Source organism: Nocardia sp. NPDC059764 (genome assembly GCF_042732555.1).
GTDB lineage: Bacteria > Actinomycetota > Actinomycetes > Mycobacteriales > Mycobacteriaceae > Nocardia.
The window spans coordinates 1-16,160 of sequence record NZ_JBHWHH010000164.1; the positions used below are offsets into that span (position 1 = coordinate 1).

14 protein-coding genes and 1 pseudogene are annotated in these 16,160 nt (G+C 70.1%); 3 read left to right on the forward strand and 12 right to left on the reverse strand.

All coding sequences use genetic code 11. The annotated features are described in order from the left end of the window. From ACFV4K_RS28060 to ACFV4K_RS28085, 6 genes and pseudogenes are all read right to left on the reverse strand, one after another. A pseudogene (locus ACFV4K_RS28060) lies at positions 1–559 on the reverse strand (hypothetical protein); the annotation flags it as partial. A gap of 13 nt (positions 560–572) precedes the next feature. After that, positions 573–1,406, reverse strand: a complete 834-nt coding sequence (locus ACFV4K_RS28065) for an ABC transporter permease (RefSeq protein ID WP_379278934.1) — start codon at positions 1,404–1,406, stop codon at positions 573–575. Further along, positions 1,403–2,377 (reverse strand): ATP-binding cassette domain-containing protein, encoded by a 975-nt coding sequence (locus ACFV4K_RS28070; RefSeq protein WP_379278936.1) that lies wholly within the window; start codon positions 2,375–2,377, stop codon positions 1,403–1,405. Before ACFV4K_RS28070 ends, ACFV4K_RS28065 begins: the two co-directional genes overlap by 4 nt. After that, positions 2,374–3,816 carry a glycosyltransferase gene (locus tag ACFV4K_RS28075; RefSeq protein ID WP_379278938.1) on the reverse strand — a complete coding sequence of 481 codons (1,443 nt, stop codon included), beginning with the start codon at positions 3,814–3,816 and terminating at the stop codon, positions 2,374–2,376. Before ACFV4K_RS28075 ends, ACFV4K_RS28070 begins: the two co-directional genes overlap by 4 nt. A gap of 50 nt (positions 3,817–3,866) precedes the next feature. After that, positions 3,867–5,390 carry a condensation domain-containing protein gene (locus tag ACFV4K_RS28080; protein ID WP_379278940.1) on the reverse strand — a complete coding sequence of 508 codons (1,524 nt, stop codon included), beginning with the start codon at positions 5,388–5,390 and terminating at the stop codon, positions 3,867–3,869. Between the two features lie 195 nt (positions 5,391–5,585). Beyond that, a complete protein-coding gene (locus ACFV4K_RS28085; protein WP_379278942.1) occupies positions 5,586–5,984 on the reverse strand; it encodes a hypothetical protein in 399 nt (132 codons plus the stop codon). Between the two features lie 343 nt (positions 5,985–6,327). Here ACFV4K_RS28085 and ACFV4K_RS28090 point away from each other — a divergent pair, with 343 nt between their 5' ends. Continuing rightward, the gene (locus ACFV4K_RS28090) at positions 6,328–7,038 is read left to right on the forward strand and encodes a Mut7-C RNAse domain-containing protein (protein ID WP_379278944.1); all 711 of its coding nucleotides are present in this window, start codon (positions 6,328–6,330) and stop codon (positions 7,036–7,038) included. Positions 7,039–7,183: 145 nt separating this feature from the next. On the opposite strand, the gene ACFV4K_RS28095 is transcribed toward ACFV4K_RS28090, so the two are convergent. The 5 genes from ACFV4K_RS28095 to ACFV4K_RS28115 are packed head-to-tail and all read right to left on the reverse strand — an operon-like array spanning position 7,184 to position 12,097. After that, a complete protein-coding gene (locus ACFV4K_RS28095) occupies positions 7,184–7,690 on the reverse strand; it encodes a MarR family winged helix-turn-helix transcriptional regulator (RefSeq protein ID WP_379278945.1) in 507 nt (168 codons plus the stop codon). Further along, on the reverse strand, positions 7,690–8,694 hold the full coding sequence (locus ACFV4K_RS28100; protein ID WP_379278946.1) for a pyridoxal phosphate-dependent aminotransferase: 1,005 nt from the start codon (positions 8,692–8,694) through the stop codon (positions 7,690–7,692). The genes ACFV4K_RS28095 and ACFV4K_RS28100 overlap by 1 nt, the downstream gene beginning before the upstream one ends. A 12-nt stretch (positions 8,695–8,706) precedes the next feature. Beyond that, entirely contained in the window at positions 8,707–9,723 is a 1,017-nt protein-coding gene (locus tag ACFV4K_RS28105) for a 3-oxoacyl-ACP synthase III family protein (protein WP_379278947.1), read from the reverse strand. 2 nt (positions 9,724–9,725) lie between these two features. Next, positions 9,726–10,385, reverse strand: coding sequence for an SRPBCC family protein (locus tag ACFV4K_RS28110; RefSeq protein WP_379278948.1), 660 nt, complete (start codon positions 10,383–10,385; stop codon positions 9,726–9,728). Further along, the gene (locus ACFV4K_RS28115; protein ID WP_379278949.1) at positions 10,382–12,097 is read right to left on the reverse strand and encodes a thiamine pyrophosphate-binding protein; all 1,716 of its coding nucleotides are present in this window, start codon (positions 12,095–12,097) and stop codon (positions 10,382–10,384) included. The genes ACFV4K_RS28110 and ACFV4K_RS28115 overlap by 4 nt, the downstream gene beginning before the upstream one ends. A 603-nt stretch (positions 12,098–12,700) precedes the next feature. On the opposite strand from ACFV4K_RS28115, the gene ACFV4K_RS28120 reads away from it, so the two are divergent. After that, positions 12,701–13,939, forward strand: coding sequence for an MFS transporter (locus tag ACFV4K_RS28120; protein ID WP_379278950.1), 1,239 nt, complete (start codon positions 12,701–12,703; stop codon positions 13,937–13,939). Continuing rightward, entirely contained in the window at positions 13,936–15,138 is a 1,203-nt protein-coding gene (locus ACFV4K_RS28125) for an amidohydrolase (RefSeq protein ID WP_379278951.1), read from the forward strand. The genes ACFV4K_RS28120 and ACFV4K_RS28125 overlap by 4 nt, the downstream gene beginning before the upstream one ends. A gap of 17 nt (positions 15,139–15,155) precedes the next feature. Here ACFV4K_RS28125 and ACFV4K_RS28130 read toward each other — a convergent pair. Beyond that, positions 15,156–16,160, reverse strand: a 1,005-nt coding sequence (locus ACFV4K_RS28130; protein WP_379278952.1) for a 2Fe-2S iron-sulfur cluster-binding protein, incomplete at its 5' end; no start/stop codon positions are given.

The window sequence follows — 16,160 nt, forward strand, 5'->3', positions numbered from 1 at the left end:
CCTGGCCGACGGCGTCGGCGAGGTGCGCGCGGAACAGGCCACCGGTGGGGATCGAACCCACCAGACGACCCGAACTCATGGCGATATCCGGTGTGTCCCCGGCGTCCAGGCGGCGCAGCGCGTCACCCAGCGCGTAGAGCACCGCGCCGCCGTCCGCGCCCACGTGCGAGGTGACCAGGGACAGCAGGGTGCCGCCGGAGGTGGTGGGCGCGGCCGACAGTCGCCACACCCGGCCCGTCACCGGGTCGAACTCCACCGTGCTCTGTTCGAAAAGCCAATCCAGGACGCCTGTTTCGGGCACCGGCTGTTGTTGCACGGCGAGCGGTTCCGCCGTCGCGGCCGATACCCACCACGGCCGGGCGAAGGGCACCGACGTGGTCATCACCCGCCGCGCCAGGAAGCCGTGGGCGAGGTGCGCGTGCAGGCGTTCCAGCACAACGCGATCCAGCGGTTCGTCGAAGCGCCAGGCCAGCTGATTGACCAACGCGTTGCCGTACAGGTCGTGCAGTTTCAGGAACAGGTCGTCGTCGGCGGTGAGCCGGTTCAGGACTGCGGGCATGACGGTCTCCGGATCACTGGGCACGCAGGGTGCGAACGGTCAAGGGCGCGAACACGATCGCAACGACGAGCGCGGAACCCACCGACCAGGCGAAGTCGGAGCCGACCGAACCGGATTCGGCCAGGGTGCGCACCGCCGCCACCAGATGCGAGACGGGGTTGTAGTCGGAGACTTGGCGCAGCCAGGTGGGCATGGCCGCCTCCGGGACCAGGGCATTGGAGGCGAAGCTGGCGAAGGTGAGCACCAGCATCGACATGCCCTGCACGGCGGCGGGTTTGGCCACGGTCACGCCGATGAAGGCGAACAGCCAGCTCATGGCGGTGGTCGCGAACACCACCAGGAACGCGCCCGCCACCAGGCCCAGCGGGTGGTCCGGCCGGTAGCCCATGCCGAAGCCGACCAGCAGCACCATGAGCGCGGCGATCACGTAGCGGGTCGCGCCCGCCAGCAGGCCGCCGGCCACCGGCGCGAAGCGGGCGATCGGCATGGAGACGAAGCGGTCGAAGACGCCCGAGCGGATGTCCTCGGAGAGCTGGACGCCCATGGCGACCGAGGAGGTGAGCACGATCTGCACCAGCACACCGGGAATCAGCGTGGGCAGGTACGCGTCCAGGCTGCCCGCGATGGCCTTGCCGAAGACGCTGCCGAACAGCAGCGGGCCCACGATCGGCAGCAATACGGCGTCGTAGAGCAGCTGCGGGCTGTGCCGAAAGGTCAGCAGGCCGCGGTGGGCCATGAACAGCGACTGCGCCAGACCCGCGCGCAGGCCGACCCGGGTGAGACGCGGCTGCCGGGCGATGCGGGCGGTGGGGTGCAGCAGCACCGGGGTGTCGGACAGGACGGTCATGCGGTCCGCCTTTCGGCCGGAGGCGTGGTGCGGGCCGGGCGCCGGGTCAGCGCCAGGAACACCGAATTCAGGTCGGGGCGTTCGACCCCGAAGCCGCGCAGGCGAATCCCGGTGTCGCGGCAGGCGGCGACGATGTCGGCGGCGGCGCCGATATCGGTGAGCGGCACCGCCACGGTGGCCGGGTTGTCGCCGTGCAGAGGCGTTGTGCCGGTGAGTCTTTCGACGACGGCGTCGGCGAGTGAGCGCTGGGCGGGATCGGCCAGGTCGAGGCGCAGCATCTCCTCGCCGATGGAGGACTTCAACTCCCCCGCCGTGCCCTCGGCGACCACGGTGCCGTGGTCGATGACGGCGATCCGGTCCGCGAGGGCGTCCGCCTCCTCGAGGTATTGCGTGGTGAGCAGGATGGTCGCGCCGCGTCCGACCAGGCCGCGCACCACCGACCACATGCGTTCGCGGGTATGCGGGTCCAGGCCGGTGGTGGGCTCGTCCAGGAAGATCAAGGGCGGCACCGTGATCAGCGTCGCCGCCAGATCCAGTCGCCGCCGCATGCCGCCCGAGAACGATCCCACCCGGCGGTTGGCGGCGGCGGTCAGCTCGAACTCGTCGAGGAGTTCCGCGGCCCGGTCCTGCGCCCCGCGCCGGCCGAGGCCGAGCAGCCGCCCGAACAGGCGCAGGTTCTCCCACGCGGTCAGGTTCTCGTCCACGGCCGCGTACTGGCCGGTGAGGCCGATCATCGACCGCACCTCGGTGGCCCGCGACACGACATCGTGCCCGAAAACCGTTGCGGTGCCGCATGACGGCCGCAGCAGGGTGGCCAGCATCCGCACGGTGGTCGTCTTCCCCGCGCCATTGGGGCCGAGCAGCGCGAGCACCGTGCCCGCCCGGACCTTCAGGTCGACGGCGTCCACCGCGGTCATGGATCCGAAACTCTTTCCGAGTCCCCGTGTCTCGATGGCGATCTCACCGCTCATCGCACACCTCCGATCATGGTCGAAGCCGATAGTTCCCCCGTACCGAGCACTGGCCGTGGCCTCTCCGGCGACAGCGATTCGACGACATCCGCCGCCCGCCGCACGCCGTCGTCCCGGAACCGCGCACCGTAGGCGGCGGCTCGCAAGCGAACCTCCGGCGTCGTCGCCCGAATCAGCAACCGCTCCAGTCGATCCGCGGTCAGTCCCGCGAACGGCGCGGTCGCGCCCAACCCGAGCGCCTCCAACTGCCTGCCCCAGTACGGCTGATCCGCCTGCACCGAACAGATCACCGACGGCACCCCGGCCCGCAGCACGGCGGCCGTGGTCCCGGCCCCGCCGTGGTGGACAGCCACGCCGCACAACGGCAGCACCGCCCGATGATCAACCTGGTCGACCACCGCGAGGTCCGGGGCGATCCGACCGCGAAACATCGTCCCCACCAGCAGCACCCGCACGCCGAGCCGACGCCCGACCTCCCGCACCATCGATTCGACCGCGACCGGATCGGCCACCGGCATCGACCCGAACCCCGCGTACACCGGGGCCGTACCCGCGATCAGCCACTCGGCCAACTCGGGGTCCGGACCGAGAACCCGATCATCGGCGGCACCGGTCCCACTGTCCGGCCGCCCTACGCGGTCCGGCGCGGCGCCCGGCCCGAAGTCGTCGGTCAGCACCGGGAACCCGGTGAACGGCAAGCCCCGCAGCTCATTCGCGAGCCCCGGGAACAGACCCGCGTCGTACGCCTGAATCGCAATACGTGCGTCTCGATCCGTCCGGACCGATCGCCGATTCGACTTCCGGCCGATGGTCGCCACCTCGCAGGCCTGTCGGGGGTGTGAACCCCGCGCGATCGCCGGGAACCGGAGGTCCGACCCGCTCGCCGCGGCGGTGCCGTCGAGCGCCGCGATCTCGCCGGCCAGCGCCCACGCTCGCGCGGCGGTCAAAGCCTGCCAGACCCGGCGATTGAGCGGGCCGGGGATGAATCGGCCCCACGCCGTCGGAATCGCCGGAACGGCCCCGCTGGGCCGGATGGGGAAGAAATGCACGGCCGCCACCGGAATGTCGTGGTGGTGAGCGACTTCGACGGCCATCTCCTCACAGGCCATGCCGGTCACCACAATGTCGTGGCCATCCGCGAGAACGCGCAGATCACGCCTACCCTCCCGGAACCCTCGCCGTTGCAGGTCGACGAGCGCCCGCCCGCGCTCCAGCGGGTTCGGGTGCCGGAAGCGCCGATCATCCCGCTGGGCACGCAGCAGTACGTCGCTGTCGAGACCGAACGGCACGGCCGGAACACCGTGGCGCTCGGCGAATTCGACCAGGTTCGGTGACACCGCCACGGTCACGTCATGACCGCGGCCCCACAGTTCCCGGCCGAGCAGCACGCCCGGCTGGGCATCGCCCCTGCTACCGGCGAAGGCGAGCAGAATCCTCATGACGCCCTCCTCGTCCAGTTGCTCGAAATGTCGCCGGGCGCGCGCATGCGTCACACCTGCGCCGGAGCCGGGACCCGCAAGGGTGCGGGGGCGGGCGCGCGGTCGTGCACGGCCGGCGGGAGCGCGAAAGGCGCTCGTGTGACGGCCGTTCGGTCACCGATACCGGCGAATTCGCGCATGGCGCGGGTGAATTCGGCGAGGAAGCGGTCCATCTCGACCTCCGGGAAGGTGGCCGGGAAGCGGGTGGAGAGGCGGAGGCCGTCGGTGGCTCGGACGATCCAGAAGAAGACCTCGTCGGGCGAGTAGGACTCGGCGCGGAGGGTGTGGCCGCGCAGGGATTCGACGAGTTCGTGGTCGGGGAGGGCCCGGATGTCGAGGAACGAGATGCCGAAGCGGGGGTGGTCGGTGCAGTTCAGGAGTTCCAGGACACGGGTCCAGGTGGCGTCGTTGGCGGTGCGGGAGCGGCGCAGGACGGTGCGTGTGGACTCCAGGGCGCTGTCGAGGTCCAGGTCGGGGGCGAGGGTGAGGTCGAGGGGGACGACGTTCACGAACCAGCCCATGGATTCGAGCCAGCGCAGGTCGGGCCGGGTGGCGATGGGCATGATGGCGCGCAGCGAGATGTAGCCGAAGGCGCGGCGGTAGGCGATGGCGAGTGCGGTGAAGACCGCCACCGAGAGCCGGTGGCCGCGCTCGGTCACCGCGCGCTCGACGTGTTCGAGTTCACTGAGCGGCAACAGCTTTCGCGACACGGATGTCTGCGGGAGCGCAGCGAGCCCGCCGACGACCGTCCCCGTCCCCCCGCCGGCGATCGCACTCGCCCTGCCCTTGGCCGAAATCGCGGGTTCGAAGCGGGGCAGCATGCCGCCGGAGCCGTCGAGGAAGCGCTGCCAGTAGCGGACCGCTTCGCAGTCGGGGGTGAGGGCGGCGGCGGTGTCGCGTTCCCATTGGGCGAAGTCCGCGGCGCTGCCGAAGGTCGGTGATTCGCGGGGCGGCTCGCCGCGGGTGACCTCGGCGTACAGGGCGCGCAGTTCGAGGATGACGATGGCCTGCGAGTAGGCGTCCAGGACGGAGTGGTCGGCGGCCACCAGGACGGTGAAGTCGCCGGTGTCGGCGTGCTCCACCGTGGCGAGCAGGCAGTGCGGCCACTGGAGCGGCGAGAGCCTCGATTCCAGTGTGGCGGTGAGGTATTCGTTGATAGCGCCGGAGCCGGTGATGCCAGGGATCGGCTCGGCGGTGACGTCGACGTCGGCGGCCGCGCAGACCAGCCGTTCGGGTTCGGGGACGTCGTGGCTGGCCAGGGTGGTGCGCAGGCCCTCGTGGCGAGCGTGCCAGCGGCGCGCGGTCTCGCGCCAGTGCGCGGCGTGGAACGGGGCGTCCATTTCGAAGATGGTTCCGATCCAGCGACCCCGGCCCGGTCGCGGGTCCGCGGCGTCCGTCGCCCGGCAGTGGCGGACGTGCACGCTGGTCAGGGGCCGGGCGTCGGCGGTCCACGCCGCGCCGGGGGCCAGTTCGGCCCGCCACAGGGTGAGTGCGCCCGGGCGTACCGCGAATTCGGACAGGTGGGTGTAATCCATGACCGTCTCCCTCATCGAGACTTCGCCGGTGCCGGTGCGGCCGTTCGATTTCCGCAAATAATTCACGGTGCGCCAAACCAGCGCGATCGAACCCGTTTATGAGCTACCCGGCGAATTGGAAGCTATTGAATGGTGATATGCCGCTCGACGGTGATGCGGCACAACGGAAGCCCCCGCCCACTGTGCTGTCGAGCACTATTTCCCGGCGGATCCGGCGCCCGCGGCGGCGCTGCCCGAGCCCAGCGCCTGGGCCGCGGTGCCACCCGCCTGGGCGGACCCGCTGGCCGCGCCGCTGCCGGTGCCGAGCAGACCGAGCACCGACCCGGGTCCGGGCACCAGCCCGGCCAGGCTGCCGGCGGCGGCACTGCCGGTCCCGAGCGCCCCGGCCAGTCCGGCGGCGGTGGCCGACCCGGTGCCCACGGCGGCGCTACCAGTTCCGAGCTGCGGCAATATCGATTGTTCGGGGGCCGGGCTCGCACCGGCGGGGGTGTCACCGCCCGCCGGTGCGGCGGTAGCCAGGACGGGCACGAGCAGGGGCACGGCGATTCCCGCCAGCAGGACTGCGGCCGCACGAGCGGATCGGAATGCAGACATGGCCCGATTTCCTTTCACCTTCATCAGGACAAGTGCGCCGAGAGCGGGCGACTTGGGTGGGCAGGTCCGAATTGTGATTGGCGACGCTGCCGAGGATTTTCACCCGATGGGTAGATGACCTGCGAACCCAAGAAAATCATCAACCGACCAACTCCGCAACCAGCCTGATCGCAAACAATTGGTTAACGGACTGTTCTCACGCCCTTCCCCTGTGCTTCAGGTCACTGCACCGGTGAAATTCGCCTCCACTTCACATTCGGCCGCCGACCGCTGCCATGGGCCGGGCGGAACCGGGCGGAAAACGAGTTGCTCGCGGGTACCCGATTTCTGGGATCCTGGGCTGGTGAACGCAGGGGAAGTCACCGTCGAGTTCGCGCCGGAGCTGCGCGTGTTCGTCGGTCAGCGGGACCGCACGCCGGTCCGGGTGGACGGCACCTCGACGCTGGGGCACGTGGTGGAGTCGCTGGGTGTGCCGCTCACCGAGGTGGGGGCGGTCCTGGTGGACGGCGAATCCGTTGCCACCGGCCACATTCCGCGTGGCGGCGAGAAGATCACCGTGTCGGCCGTGGCCCGCCCGCAAGTGTGCGCCGAGCCGCTGCGCTTCCTGCTCGACATCCACCTGGGCACCCTGGCGCGCCGCCTGCGCCTGCTGGGAATCGATGCGGCCTACGAGAATCCGGATATCGGCGACGCCGCGCTGGCCTCCCGTTCCGCCGCCGAGCAGCGGGTCCTGCTCTCCCGCGACCGCGGTCTGTTGCGCCGCCGCGAAATCTATTCCGGCGCCTACGTTTACAGCCATCACCCCGCCGAGCAGCTGGACGACATCCTGTCGCGCTTCGCCCCGCGGCTGGCCCCGTGGACCCGGTGCACCTCCTGCAACGGCGCGCTCCGCCCCGCCGACCCGGCCACGGTCCGCGACCGCCTGCCCGACAACACCGGCCAGAGCTACGACACCTTCGCCGAGTGCGTCGACTGCGGCCAGACCTACTGGAAGGGCGCGCACCACGCGCGCCTGGACGCCATCGTGGCGGACGCAGTGGCCAAATTCGCCTGATCGATCCGGGACTGTTGCGCTACCTGGGCTTCGGCATCCGGATGCCGCCCGCTACTTCGTCGGCCCGGACTGGCTGCTGCGCCAGGACAAGACCTACTTCAGCGTGGAACGCAATCCGCTCGCCGACTCCGTGCGGTGACGGGAGTCAGCGGGCGCGGGCGGCGGCCGCGGCGGCGTCCAGGCGCGCGCCGAGGGCCTTGACCTGGTCGCGCAGGACTTCGATGTCCTCCACCGGAACTCCTACCAGATCCAGCACGGTGCGGATCATCTGCTGCGCGCCCTGCTGGAGTTCGCGGCTGGACTCGGTGGCGTGCAGGACCACGGCCCGGCCGTCGGTGGCGCTGCGCACGCTCTCCACCAGGCCGCGCGCCTGTAGTCGCTGGACCAGTGGGGAGAGCGTGCCGTAGTCGAGGTGCACCTGTTCGCCCAGGTCCTTCATGGCGATACCGGGACGCTCCCACAGCGCGAGCAGCACCAGGTATTGCGGGTAGGTCAGGTTCATATCGTCCAGGAACGGCCGGTAGGCGGCGGTCATGGATCGCGACGTGGAGTACAGCGCGAAGCACAGCTGGGCATTGAGCGAGAGCAGCGCGTAATCGATCTCCTCGTCCGCTCCGGCCCCAGCGGGTGCGGAAGGCGGATGTTCTTGCATTACTGCACTGTACTGCGCACCGTCGCGAGCACGGCGTCCGTGGCCGCCCGATCGCCGACGGTGATGCGGATACCGGTGGGATAGGACTTGACGTGGATGTCCGCGCCCGCCAGCGCGGTCGCGACCCGATCGGCCTCGGGACCGGGCAGGGTCAGGTAGGAGAAATTGGCGTAGCTGTCGGGTACCGAGAGGCCGAGCGCGCGCAGTCCGGTGGTGAGCCGGTCGCGGTGCGCGGCCAGGGTCGCGACCCGCGCCTCGATCTCGGATTCGGCCTCGTAGCAGGCCCGCACCGCCACCTCGGCCAGCGCGGTCATACCGAAAGGCAGCTGCCAGCGGGCGATTCGCGCGATCAGCCGCGGGGCCCCGAGCGCGTAGCCGACCCGTAGCGCGGCCAGACCGTACGCCTTCGAGAAGGTGCGCAGGACGAGCAGGTTCGGATGTCGATCCAACAGATCGAACACATCGATGCGATCGACGCCCGACACGAAGTCCACGTACGCCTCGTCGAGGACCACGGTGACGGTGTCAGGCACTTCCTTCAGGAGATTCTCGAATTCCCCTGCCGGAACCAGGGTTCCGGTGGGGTTGTGCGGACTGCAGACCACCAGCAGCCGGGTTCTCTCCGTCACCGCGGCGGCCAGCGCCGGGAGATCCTGGCACCCGGAATCGGTGAGCGGCACCGCGATCGGCCGCCCACCCGCCATGCTGGTCAGAATGGGGAATCCGTCGAAGGTGGGCGTCGCCATCACCACCTCGGCGCCACCCGCCCCGAATTCCTGGACGATGTGCATGATCACGCCGGTCGCGCCCGCGCCCACCACGATCCGATCCGGCGGGCAGCCGAGCCGTTCGGCGATCAGCCGGGGCAGGCGGCGCGGCAGGAATTCCGGATACCGGTTGGCCGAGGCCAGCGCCGCGCTGAGCGCCTCCTGCACCGAGGGCGGCGGGCCGTAGGGAATCTCGTTGAGCTGCAGCCGATGTCCGGCCGTCACCAGGGGGCTCACGGCGCCGTCCCCTCAGCGTCCGCCCCAGCGGAGGGCGGCGGCCCCCGCGAAATCGCCCGCGTGCGCGAAGCCCGCGAACATGACCAGCGATCCGGCCGGCACCCGGCCCTCGTCGACCGCGCGGTCGAAGGTGACGGGAATGCCCGCGCCGAACAGGTTTCCGCAGTCGTCGAAGGTGTCGGGATGCCGTTCCTGCGGCAGTTGCAGAGCGTCTCGCCAATTGCGCAGGAAGGCTCTGTTGGGTTGATTGGTGACCAATAGGTCCAGGTCCTGGGTGGGCACGCCGATCCGGCCGCACACCGCCGACGCGACCTCGGGGACCAGCCGGTTGCCGCGCTGCAGCACCTTGGCGATCTTGGATTCCGTGAAGCCGACGTGCATCTCGCCGCTGCCGGCCTCCCAGTAGCGGCGCGGCGGGTCGGCGATCACCGTCATCTGCCCGGCGAATTCGGGCAGATGACGGGTCTCGATGTCGAGGATCGGCGAATCCCCGGATTTCACCAGCAGTCCCGCGCCCGCGCCGTCGCCCGGAATGGCGGCCTGCGCCTTGCCGCGCACCTGCTCCTGGGTGAAGACCTGACCGGCCACGTTCTGGACGGTGACCACCAGCGCCGAGCGGGCGTCCGACGACAGCAGGATCTGGCGGGCCAGCTTCATGCCGTACACGAACGACGCGCAGCCGCCGTTGTGCAGGTCGATCAGCCACTCCGGCGCGATGCCGAGCCGGGCCGCCACCTCCCCGCCGCTGCCGACGATGCCGATATCGGGCAGCTGGGTGTGCACGATCAGAATGTCGATGCCGCGCAACACGTCCCGGCCGTGCCGGTCCAGGATCGGGGCGACCGCGCGCTCGGCCATATCGGCGGGGGTCTCGCCCGGCGCGACGTGGCGGCGGAACTTGGGGGCCTTGAACATGAGGTTCGAGGTGACCTCGTCCGGGTCGGCGTACTGGGCGAAATAGTCGGCGGAGACGATGGTCTCGGGCAGGTACCCGGCGACGTCGAGCAGGCTCACGGTGTCGGCGCTCATGATCAGTCCATCCATTCCGGCTTGATCGGCTGCCCGGCGGCATGCCGGTGTTCGCAGATCGCTTTGAGATTGCGCAGTTCCAGCAGGTGCCCGGCGGCGAAGAGGTGCCAGAAGTCGCCGACCCACACCGGGCGGCCCTCGGGCGCGGACTCGGGGTAGGCGTTGTCCTCGTAGAAGGGGTGGTGGCAATTGGTCCAGGTGACGACCGAACCCGGCTTGTTCAGCACCACCTGCGCGTCCACCACGCGCATCAGGTAGACCATCCACAGGTGGTCGGCCTGGTCCCAGGCGCAGTGGTAGTCGACGGTGCGGGCCTCGGGGTTGGCGACGGTGCGGGTGAAGATGCGGGTGTGCGAGCCGATGCGGTCGTCGGACACCCACACCTCGGGATCGGCGGTGCGCTCGAAACCGCGCATGCTGTACGTCCATTCGCACAGGCTGCGGGTGTCGGCCAGATAGGCGTACACCTCGTCCGGCGGCGCGGCCACATATTCGGTGACGGTGCAGTACTGGCCGTAGATCTCGTCGTGCGGGTACACGGCGCGGGTCATGTCCAGTACCAGCGGCATGCCCTCGTTGAGGGCCATGGTCTCGATGCGGTACACACCCGGCACGTCCAGCTCCGGGACTTCGATCGGCTCGTCGGCGACGGTCTCGGTCATGCGAAAGACTCCTTCAGGAATGGTGCGAAAGGTGGGATCTCGTCCGGGTCACACTGCAGTTCGATGAACGCGGGCCCGGGTATCGCCCGCGACTTGTCCAGGGCCTGCTCGAATTCGGGGAGGGTGCGCGCGGTCCAGGCCGGGAGCTCCGGGAACAGGGCGGCGACGCCCGCGCCGATCTCCGACGCGCGGAATCTGTTGAAGCTGTACTCGCCGGAGTAGAAGACCTGCTCGCGGGTCACGCACATGGCGTGGGCATTGTTGTTGAACACGATGAAGGTGACCGGCGCCTGGTACTCGACCGCGGTGTGCACCTCGTGGCCGTGCATGAAATACGCGCCGTCCCCCGCGATCACCACGGTGCGGCGGCCCCGGCCCAGCGCGCAGCCGATGCCGGCGCCGAACGCATAGCCCATGCCGCCCATGCCCAGCGCGATGAGAAACCGGCCGCCCTCCGGGATTCCGAGGTGGTGCACGACGGCCGCGCCGGTGTTCCCGGCGTCGGCGACCACATCGGTGCCGGGATCCAGTGCCGTTTCGATGGCCGCCACGGCGGGGCGGTACCGGACGCCGGGTCCGGACGCGGGCGGCACGGGTAACTCGGGTAGAGGCAGGCGATCAGGTTGTGCGGCGGCGGATCCCGGCTCGAGGTGCGCGCCTTCGGTCCCATGGATCGAGTTCGCGACACCGCGCAGCGCGGCGACCAGCGGACCATGCGCCGCGGCGTGCACCGGGACGAAAGGCGGCTCGATGCCCAGGTACACGACCCGTGGACAGGCGGCGAGGGCGGCGTCCAGTCCGGCGCGGGCGGTGAGCGAGAGCGGGGCTCCCACCAGCAGGCAGAGTTCCGCCTCGGACACCAGGCGGGCGGCGTTCGGATGACCCATCACGCCGACCACGCCGGCGAAGCGGGGATCCACGTTCGAGTACGCGTCCTTCGCGTCCGGGGTGACCAGGACCGTCGCATCGAGGGCCCGCACCACGGCTGCCAGTTCGGCACGCGCGTCGGCCGCGGCGACCTCGGGTCCCGCGATGACTACCGAGGGGCTCCCCTGCGGCAGTGATGCCAGCAGGTTCACAACGCCGTCGGGCAGCAGCTCTCGATCATCGGATCGCGCTGCGGCAGTGTCGCTTCCCCGATCCTGCGGTTCGGCCGTCACCTCGTCGCCCTCGACGAGCGGAGTCGCCTGAATGTCCTTGGGCAGCAGCAGGACAGCCGGACCACCCGCCAGCGCCGCCGCGATCGCCCGGTCGAGCTCCACCGAGATGTCCTGCGGTCGGCGAACTTTCACGCAGTAGCGGGCGACCTGGGCGAAGAGCTGCTCGGCGTCGATGCGGCCGGGAACCCCACTGGTGTCCTGGAAGGCGCCCCGGCCCTCCAGCCCCAGCGGTGGCTGACCCACCAGAGCCAGGACCGGGACCCGCGAGTCGAACGATTCCGCGAGGGCCGCGAGCAGGTTCATGGCCCCGCCGCCGGAGGTCGCCACCACGACACCGAGCCGGTTGGTGGCGCGGGCGTACCCGTCGGCCATGGTGGCCGCGCCGAACTCGTGTTTGGCGATGACGCCGGTGAGTTCCGGATGCCGGTGCAGGGCGTCGTAGACGTCCTCGATATTGGCCCCGCCGACGCCGAAGACGTGACCGGCGTGGATCGCGAGCCGTTCGACGATGAGGTCGGCGACGGTTCGGGCCGTGCGTTCGCTCTGGGTCACGATCCCCCGTTCATATTGCCTTGTCCACGATGCATCGCACACAAGGTATCCGGCCGGAACGAACTCGATCAATGTGTCTCAGGTCACACACTCGCCCGAAAGATGTTGCTGTACAGGCACTTTGGCCATGCGAAGACCCCACCGGGGCTATCCCGGCGGGGCCCCGGTCCGGGCACAGGGGGAAATCCGGACCGCATCTGGACGGCTACCGGCTCGGAGGCCGGTACATCCGGATCAACGATCGGCGGTCCGCCGCGGTTCAGTGCGCGTGCCCGTTCGGCGTGTCGAGGAGTCGAACACCGCGCGGGCCAGGCGTAGGCAGCGCCGGCCGCCATCGAGGGCGAGGCCCAGCCGATCGGGGACGTAGGCGAAGGAGAGTCCGGACGCCGGTAGCCCTCGGCCACGTACCCGTGCGTCATCGTCTCGCTCATCGTCGGCGAGCCTACGGGGACCGGCTTCGGGGCCGGTAGCGGCATCGGCGGGTCAGCCGCCGCCGGGCCGGTCGCGGGGCCCGGTTCGTATGGCAATATCGGGCAAATCGCCCCTAATCTCGGATTCGGGGGCCACTGTGGCTTGCAGCCACTCCCGTTGTGAAGGGGCCTGATGCCACGCACCACACGGATAACCGTCATGCTGCTGTTCGCGGCCTGGGTTGTCGACTACATCGATCGGACCGTGATCAATTTCGCGTTGCCGTCGATCGGCGAGGACCTGGGACTGGACCACACGCAGCAGGGGTTGTTGGTGTCGGTGTTCTTCGTCGCGTACGCGATCATCCAGGTGCCCGGGGGCCTGCTCGCGGATCGGTACGGGGCCTTGCGGGTGGGGATCATCGGATTGACCGCTTGGTCGATCTTCACCGGGTTGACCGCGCTCGCCTGGTCGTTCAGCGTGCTGCTCGCCATTCGCTTCCTGTTCGGTCTGGTGCAGGGCGTGTTCCCGGCGGCGGCCATCAAGTCGCTCGCCGAACGCAGCCATCCCGATCAGCGCACCACGGCCGCCGGCTGGACCAATTCCTCCAACGCGGCGGGCCTGCTGCTGGCGGCGGTGATCGCGGGCGTACTGCTGCCCACGGTGGGCTGGCGGGTGATGTTCGCGGTCATCTCGGTGCTCGGGGTGGCGGTCATCCTGGCCTGGCGGCGATGGATGCCGGAACCGCTGACCCAGGACGAGATTCCGGTCGCGCCCGCCGTCACCGCGGCCGAACGCCGCTCGGTGCTGTTCTCCCCCGCGCTGCTCGGCTTCGCGGTCATGTTCTTCGGCTACGACGTGCTGGTGTGGGGGGTGACCGCGTGGACGCCGACCTTCCTGCACGAGCAGCGCGGAATCTCCATGGCGGGCATCGCCTTCGCGGCGGTGCCGACCACGCTGGCCGCGGCGGCCGGGGTGGTGCTGGGGGCGCGGCTCTCGGATCGGCTCGGCGGACGGCCGCGGGTGATCGTGGTGCCCGCCATGGCGTTCACCGCCGGCATGCTGTTCGCGCTGCCGCGGGCGGAGTCGTTCCCGCTGTTCGTGGCGCTGGGGGTGGTGATGAGCCTGGTCGCGGGGCTGGCCTACATGCCCGCGTTCTCGGTGCCGCTGCGAGCGCTGCCCAGCGTCTACATCGGTGCGGCCACCGGCGTGATCATCTTCGGTGGGCAGTTGGCGGGCGTGGCGAGTCCGCTCGCCTTCGGGTTCATCACCGATCATGTTTCATACACAACGGCTTTCGAAACCATGGCCATCGGGCCGCTGCTGGCACTGCTGGCGGCGCTGGTGGTTCCGCAGACCGCCGACGCGTTCCGGACGATGGTGTCCCGGCGCGCCGCGGCGGCCGTCCCGTCGAAGGAGCGTCTCCCATGATCGAGCACTGGCAGCAGGTCTACCGGCATCTGCACGCCCACCCCGAGCTGTCGGGTGAGGAGCGGGCCACGGCGCGACTGGTGGCCGACGAGCTGCGCGCGCTGCCCGGCTGGGAGGTGACCGAGAACGTCGGCGGCACCGGCGTCGTCGGGGTGCTGCACAGCGGTCCCGGACCGGTGGTGTGGCTGCGCGCGGACATGGACGGTCTGCCGGTGCAGGAGGAGACCGGCCTCGACTACGCCTCCACCGTGCCCGGGGTGATGCATGCCTGCGGCCACGACGTGCATGTGACCGCACTGCTGGGCGCGTGCGCGGAACTGTCCGCGAATCCGTTGCCCGGCACCGTGGTCGCGCTGTTCCAGCCCGCCGAGGAGACCGGCGCGGGTGCGCAGGGCATGCTCAACGACGGTCTGCTGGACCGGTTTCCGAAGCCGCGCATCGTGCTCGGCCAGCATGTCGGCCCGCTCCCCGCGGGGCTGATCCTGAGTCGCCCCGGCACCCTGATGGCCGCCGCGGATTCGGTACGCATCACCTTCCTCGGCAAGGGCGGCCACGCCTCCCAGCCGCACACCGCCATCGACCCGCTGCTCATGGCGGCCACCTTCGTGGTGCGCATGCAGGCGCTGACCGCACGACAGACCGCCACCGCCGCAACCCCGGTCCTCACCGCCGGGGCCCTGCACGCGGGCAGCCGCCCCAATATCATCGCCGACAGCTCCGAGGTCCTGCTCAGCCTGCGCACCTTCACCGACGGTTCCCGCGCCCGCATGATCGAGGGCATCCAGCGCCTCGCCGAGGCCGAGGCCGCCGCCGCGGGCGCACCCCAGGAACCGAAAGTCGAGTTCTACGACCACTTCCCGGTCACCGAGAACACCCCCGGCGACACCGAACGCGTGCTGGCCGCCCTCACCGCCGCCAACCTCCCCGTCATGCCCATGCAGAACCCCATCACCGGCAGCGAGGATTTCGGCGCCTTCGGCACCGCCGCCGAGGTCCCCTCCGTCTTCTGGCACATCGGCGGCATCGACCCCGCCCGCTTCACCCAGGACGACCTCCACTACATGCTCACCGAATCCGCCCTCCCACCCCACTACCCCTCCAACCACTCCCCCCACTTCGCCCCCGACCCCGCCCAAGCCCTCCCCGCCGCCATCACCACCATGCTGACGGCAGCCCGCGCCGAACTCACCCGCCCGTAACGGGTACCGCGGCCGGTCTACTGGTCGAAGGAGATGTGGAGGTCGTCGGATTCGGGGAGGGTTTGGCAGGCGAGGGTTTGACCTCGGGCCAGCTCCTCCTCGATGAGGGATTCGTTCTGGAGCATGCGGGTGCGGCCCTGCCTGACGGTGCAGACGCAGGTGGCGCAGGCGGATTCGCGGCAGACGTAGGGGGCGTCTATACCGTGGGCGAGGAGGACGTCGAGCAGTTTCTCGGTGCGGGGCCAAGGGAGGGTGTGGGATTCGCCATCGATGTCGACTCGGACGGTGGCGGCGGTCGAGTGGGCAGATTGTGGGGTGGTCGTGAGTGGGGTGTGGTGTTCGAAGGGGTTGTCGATCAGGGAGCGGTAGTCCTCGCGGTGGATGGCTCGGTCGGGGATGCGGAGTCGACCCAGGCCCTGGCGGACCGTCGAGGCGAATCCAGCTGGGCCACAGAGGTATACGTCGTGGCGGCGGTAGGGGCGAGCCCAGGTCGCGAGGGCGCGGGGGGTCGGGAGGCCGCGGTCGGATTCGAGCCAGTGGGTGACCGTGAGGCGGCGCGGGTGGCGGCGGGCCAGGTCTTGCAACTGGCGGCCGAAGATGACGGAGGCGCGGTCGCGGTTGGCGTACAGGAGGGCGATGTCGCCGCGGCCGAGGGTGAGGGCGGATTTCAGGATGGAGATGATCGGGGTGATGCCGCTGCCGGCGGCGCAGAGCAGGAGGTCGTGGGTCCAGGCGCGGGGGACGAAGGCGCCGGCGGGTTCGAGGACAGTGAGGATGTCGCCGGGAGAGACGTTGTCGCACAGCCAGTTCGAGCCGTAGCCGCCCGGCGTGCGTTTGACGGTGACGGTGGGGCGGTCGTCGCAGTGGGGACTGCTGGACAGGGAGTAGCAGCGGGCCACGGAGCCGGTGCGGTCGCTGGGGACACGCAGGGTCAGGTACTGGCCGGGGGAATAGGCGAAGCGGGGGGTGAGGTCGGTGGGGATATCGAAGATCAGCGAGACCGCGTCGGCGGTCTCGCAGAT

Coding starts and splice junctions, on each gene's coding strand:
- ACFV4K_RS28065 (WP_379278934.1), bottom strand. CDS start 1,406: ATGACCGTCCTGTCCGACACCCCGGTGCTGCTGCACCCCACCGCCCGC.
- ACFV4K_RS28070 (WP_379278936.1), bottom strand. CDS start 2,377: ATGAGCGGTGAGATCGCCATCGAGACACGGGGACTCGGAAAGAGTTTC.
- ACFV4K_RS28075 (WP_379278938.1), bottom strand. CDS start 3,816: ATGAGGATTCTGCTCGCCTTCGCCGGTAGCAGGGGCGATGCCCAGCCG.
- ACFV4K_RS28080 (WP_379278940.1), bottom strand. CDS start 5,390: ATGGATTACACCCACCTGTCCGAATTCGCGGTACGCCCGGGCGCACTC.
- ACFV4K_RS28085 (WP_379278942.1), bottom strand. CDS start 5,984: ATGTCTGCATTCCGATCCGCTCGTGCGGCCGCAGTCCTGCTGGCGGGA.
- ACFV4K_RS28095 (WP_379278945.1), bottom strand. CDS start 7,690: ATGCAAGAACATCCGCCTTCCGCACCCGCTGGGGCCGGAGCGGACGAG.
- ACFV4K_RS28105 (WP_379278947.1), bottom strand. CDS start 9,723: ATGAGCGCCGACACCGTGAGCCTGCTCGACGTCGCCGGGTACCTGCCC.
- ACFV4K_RS28110 (WP_379278948.1), bottom strand. CDS start 10,385: ATGACCGAGACCGTCGCCGACGAGCCGATCGAAGTCCCGGAGCTGGAC.
- ACFV4K_RS28120 (WP_379278950.1), top strand. CDS start 12,701: ATGCCACGCACCACACGGATAACCGTCATGCTGCTGTTCGCGGCCTGG.
- ACFV4K_RS28125 (WP_379278951.1), top strand. CDS start 13,936: ATGATCGAGCACTGGCAGCAGGTCTACCGGCATCTGCACGCCCACCCC.